At 35.4% G+C, this 4,797-nt stretch carries 7 protein-coding genes; 6 read left to right on the plus strand and 1 reads right to left on the minus strand.

Going from position 1 to position 4,797, the window contains the following annotated elements:
• The first annotated feature begins 142 nt into the window (after positions 1-142).
• The 5 genes from Megvenef_RS07455 to Megvenef_RS07475 all read left to right on the plus strand — a co-directional run bounded on the left by Megvenef_RS07455 (position 143) and on the right by Megvenef_RS07475 (position 4,103).
• On the plus strand, positions 143-961 hold the full coding sequence (locus Megvenef_RS07455) for a hypothetical protein (protein WP_322777332.1): 819 nt from the start codon (positions 143-145) through the stop codon (positions 959-961).
• A gap of 88 nt (positions 962-1,049) precedes the next feature.
• Positions 1,050-2,072 (plus strand): UDP-3-O-(3-hydroxymyristoyl)glucosamine N-acyltransferase, encoded by a 1,023-nt coding sequence (gene lpxD / locus Megvenef_RS07460; RefSeq protein ID WP_322777333.1) that lies wholly within the window; start codon positions 1,050-1,052, stop codon positions 2,070-2,072.
• Complete coding sequence (gene fabZ / locus Megvenef_RS07465; RefSeq protein ID WP_322777334.1) at positions 2,069-2,512, plus strand: 3-hydroxyacyl-ACP dehydratase FabZ; 444 nt, start codon at positions 2,069-2,071, stop codon at positions 2,510-2,512. Before lpxD ends, fabZ begins: the two co-directional genes overlap by 4 nt.
• 6 nt (positions 2,513-2,518) lie before the next feature.
• A complete protein-coding gene (gene lpxA / locus Megvenef_RS07470) occupies positions 2,519-3,298 on the plus strand; it encodes an acyl-ACP--UDP-N-acetylglucosamine O-acyltransferase (RefSeq protein ID WP_322777335.1) in 780 nt (259 codons plus the stop codon).
• Positions 3,288-4,103 carry an LpxI family protein gene (locus Megvenef_RS07475; protein WP_322777336.1) on the plus strand — a complete coding sequence of 272 codons (816 nt, stop codon included), beginning with the start codon at positions 3,288-3,290 and terminating at the stop codon, positions 4,101-4,103. The genes lpxA and Megvenef_RS07475 overlap by 11 nt, the downstream gene beginning before the upstream one ends.
• 166 nt (positions 4,104-4,269) lie before the next feature.
• Here the strand turns inward: Megvenef_RS07475 and Megvenef_RS07480 are convergent, their stop codons facing one another.
• A complete protein-coding gene (locus Megvenef_RS07480) occupies positions 4,270-4,398 on the minus strand; it encodes a hypothetical protein (protein WP_322777337.1) in 129 nt (42 codons plus the stop codon).
• 71 nt (positions 4,399-4,469) lie between these two features.
• Between Megvenef_RS07480 and Megvenef_RS07485 the strand changes: the two genes are divergently transcribed.
• The coding region (locus Megvenef_RS07485; protein WP_322776028.1) for a transposase at positions 4,470-4,797 on the plus strand (328 nt) is incomplete at its 3' end.

Consider the following 4,797-nt stretch of genomic DNA (forward strand, 5'->3'; position numbering starts at 1 on the left):
ATGATAGTAAGTTTAACTTTATCAGAAGTTGAATTACTCAGTGCAAGGTCAAGAAGACATAAATCTGCTCCTATTTGATTGCTTATTAATACAAATTAATATATAACTAAGTTATAAATAATATTAAACTTAGTTATAACATATGTCGATAATAAGTAATTCTTATGTCTCTGGGAGTCAAAAAATTGATTTTATTGGAACAGAAAAAGTTCTATTCAAAAAAGGTGATATTCTCCTTAATGGAAAGAAAATAACTATTGATAGCACTATAAGCGGAACAGCTTATAACATAAACAAAAGATCTATTGAAACAGGTGTAAGAGCTCAGATAGAAAAGAGCTCTACAGGCGAAGCAAAACTCATACTTGTCAGTATAGGTAGGACCGTATCCATTACCGACCCAAGTAAAATATTATTAACTTTATATAGCAATAATAAAATTGGACGAGGTTCAGATAAGTTACTCCAAATTATAGGAAATAGTGCTAGTAACAGAAATGTTACTGTCCGATATAGTACACAATCCATTAATACAACTGAGATAAAATACCTAAACTTAAGCGAACCAACTACCGTTAAAACACAAACTAAAAATAATTTTATAAAAAATATAGCGTTAGCAGAAATTATCCCAGAACTTCAGCAACAACAAATAATGGGAGAAGCACCGGCTATAGAAAACGACCTATATCACTTGCCCATGGTGGAAGAAGCTCCTGTTTTAAGAGAGGTAGAGCCAGCTATGGATCCTATTCATATACCAACAACAATCACTCCAAGAGAAATTAATTCGACTAATACATATGATTTTGGCTCAGAATTAGATATTGGTGACATTTTCCCTTCATTTAGCTTTAGTAGCCTAGCTTGGGGAGCTGCTAAATATGCTTATGAAACTGGTAAGCATTATACATCTGAAGCATATAAATATACGACAAAGGAAATTAATCAGTTTATATAAATACCTTTAATATTCGATTTACTACCAGATAATATTGATATAACCTTGGTCAAATTGAGGTTACTATGCTTTATTAAAAGGAAAATAAATGGCAGAAAAATTTTTTTATTCAAACTCCGGTCCACATACGCTACAAAAAATTGCAACAGCTATTGGTTGTGAGATTTCAAAAACCGATGCAGAAAAAGAATTTTATGAAATAAAATCTTTATCTGAAGCTGAGCCATCGTCTTTAAGTTTTTTAAGTAATAAAAAATACATTGAAGACTATAAGAAGAGTAAGGCTGGGGCCTGTATAGTGCCCTATAATTTTGAAAATATTTCTACAAACAATACCATACTTCTTAGAGCGCATAACCCATACTATTCATATGCCAAAGCTCTTGATTTATTTTATTCAAAAGCTCGCCGTATCGTATCACAAATAACTCCATCGGCTTATGTTTCCTCCTCTGCAAAAATAGGCAAAAACTGCTATATAGGCCATAATGTCGTAATTGAGGACGAAGTTGAAATAGGCGATAACAGTGTTATTGAATCTGGAACTTTTATAGATTTCGGAGTAAAGGTTGGACTTGCGGCAAGAATTGATTCAAATGTCTCAATAAGTCATGCTATAATTGGCGATAATGTAGTTATACTTGCTGGAGCAAGAATAGGACAGGATGGCTTTGGCTTTGCTACAGATAAAGGGATTCATAAAAAAATATACCATATTGGCAGAGTACTAATTGGCAATGATGTCGAAATTGGTGCTAATTCCTGCATCGATCGTGGTTCAATGAATGATACTATTATTGAAGATTTTTGTAGGATTGATAATCTAGTCCAAATTGGTCATAATGCTCATGTTAAGAAAGGAGCAATCCTTGTTGCTCAGGTGGGTATCGCTGGTAGCAGTACAATAGGATCTTATTGTGCCTTAGGTGGACAAGTGGGAGTTGCTGGACATATTACTATTGCAGATGGAGTACAAATTGCTGGCCAAGGTGGTGTCATCCAGGATATAAAGGAGCCTGGAATAATGGGCGGGACACCAGCTGTCCCCATAAGAGACTGGCACAGACAATCAATTATTATGAAAAAACTAGTTAAGGATAAGGGCAAATGAAAATTGATATAAATGAAATAATGTCGATAATTCCACATCGATACCCATTCTTGTTGATAGACCGAGTAACTTCTATCACTTTGAATGAGTCAATAGTTGGCATAAAAAATGTTACGATAAATGAACCTCAATTTACAGGCCATTTTCCAGAAAGACCAGTAATGCCTGGGGTATTAATTATTGAGGCTATGGCCCAGCTGGCTGCAGTATTAGTAGCAAAATCAATGGATAGCACAAAAGGTAAGGAAGTATTTTTTATGTCAATTGAAGAGGCTAAATTTCGTAAAATTGTGGAACCTGGCGATACAATAGTCATGTATGCGAGTATTCTCCAAAATCGTGGGCCTGTATGGAAATTTAAAGCTCGTTCAGAAGTGGATGGAAAGATTGCTGCAGAAACTCTATTTACAGCGATGGTAAAGGATAAATCTAATCAATAAATAATTATGATTCATAAAACAGCGATAGTTGGTACAAACGTTAAACTTGGTAAGAATGTTGAGATAGGTCCATATTGTATTATTGGAGATGGAGCGGTTATTGGTGATAATGTTCATTTCAGGTCACATGTTGTTACAGAGGGAAGAGTAACAATAGGGGAAGGAACGAAAATATATCCATTTGCGTCTCTTTCTTATCCACAAACTCTTAAGTATAATGGTGAAGATTCAGAAATAATTATTGGCAAGCACAATACTATCAGAGAATATGTAACCATCCAGCATGGGACATCTGAAGGCACTATGGCAACTATTATTGGCGATAACTGTCTGTTTATGGTTGGAGTACATATTGCTCACAATTGCGTAGTTGGTAACAATGTAATTTTTGCAAACTATGTAAGTTTGGCTGGTCACGTTGAAGTAGGAGATTTTGCGATTATTGGAGGACTTTCAGCCGTTCAACAATTTTGTCGGATTGGCCCTCATACAATGATAGGCGGCGTATCAGCAGTGGTAAGGGACCTGATACCGTACGGTCTTGCTACTAGCGATAGAGCTCACTTAGAAGGTTTGAATTTAGTAGGAATGAATAGGCGAGGATTTGATAAAGCCCAGTCAATTGAAGCTAGTAAGGTTATCAAAGAAATATTTAGCGATGATTCTGAGCATGTATTTAATCAGAGAATTGAACTTGCAAAAGGAAAGTATCCTGAAAACAAAGTAATTCAAGAAATTGTAGAATTCTTACAAAGCGATAAATCTAGAACTTTTTGTGGATTTTAAAATGTTGCCAATCCTGGGAATAATAGCTGGAAATGGTAATTTACCAAGCGAACTTAGTCAGATATATACATCTTGTGGTGGAAAATGTTTTGTCGCTGCATTAGATGTGGAATTTGTATCAAACGTAGCCTTTAGTAGAAAGTTTGCATTAGGTTCGGTTGGAGCCATTCTAGAATACTTTAATGAGTCTAGAGTTGAGAATGTCATAATCGTTGGGGGAATAAATCGGCCAGACTTAAAATCATTGAAAGTTGATATGGCTGGATCAGCATTGATTGCCCAAATACTCAAAAAGAAATTTCTTGGTGATGACAATGTCTTAAGGATAGTCTCAGATTACGTAGAATCTAGAGGATTTAAAGTTATCTCACCAAAGGATATACTAAAACTAAGTGACTATCACAACTTTATCTCAAGTCATAATTTGCCTTCAAAACAAGACTGTGCTGATATAGAACTTGGTAAAAAAGTTCTAAGATCCTTAGGAAATGAAGATGTTGGGCAGTCAATAATAGTCTGCGATGGTCATGTACTTGGAATAGAAGCAGCGGAAGGGACTGATAACCTAATTCGAAGGTGCGAGCTTTTGCGTAAAAAGGAATCAGGTGGCGTTTTGGTTAAGATGTCCAAGTCTGCTCAAGATACACGGCTAGACATTCCAGTCATAGGACCAGATACAATATTCTTCCTAGCAAAACACCTATTCAATGGAGTTGCTATTGAGAAAAATGAAGTAATAATAATAGACCAAAAAGAAACCAACAGACTATTAGACGAAAGTGGATTATTTTTGAAACTCGTGTAATAATTAACCTGAGTTTGATATAAGTAAGTAAATATTTTTGGTAAAAATTAGAACGAAGTCTGTCAAGCATGGCGGTGGGGGCTTGACTTATAACGTCAATCAAACTCGCGTCGCATCATCTCCGGACTCGATCTGGGATCTCCCTTCCGCTGCCTGGGATGCAGAATCAAATACGGCAAACGACCTTATGTTGCCTGGATCCTAGATTGTCATTTTTTCTTACATCAAGTTCAGCATGACGGTAGGTAGTCCCTCCGTCAAAACTCTCCCCGCCTGAATTAACAAGGGGTTTCATGTCATAAACAGCTTACAAAATCCATAAGAAAATGGTATAATTACCGCATAAAGCTTACGGATTTTAAAATTATGCCTATAGAAAATATTACTTTTCTCCAAAAACAAGAAAGGTTATTTGAAGAGAAATTATCTACAAAACTAAATCCTAAAAACAAGTTATATAAACTAAGGGATTTAGTAAATTGGTCTGAACTTGAAGCCAGAGCATTGCCTAACATTGAAATCAAGCAATTTGGTAGAAATAAGAAAGATCATAGAGTAATGCTAGCACTATCAATGCTTCAAGCTATGTACAACGGTTCTGATTCGTTTACGGAGGAAGAGCTAAAGGAAAATATTTATTGGCAATATTTTTGTGGTTATGAATATTTGCAGCAAGATCTTGATGTGTCTGAAG

The organism is Candidatus Megaera venefica, from assembly GCF_034554655.1.
GTDB lineage: Bacteria > Pseudomonadota > Alphaproteobacteria > Rickettsiales > Rickettsiaceae > Megaera_A > Megaera_A venefica.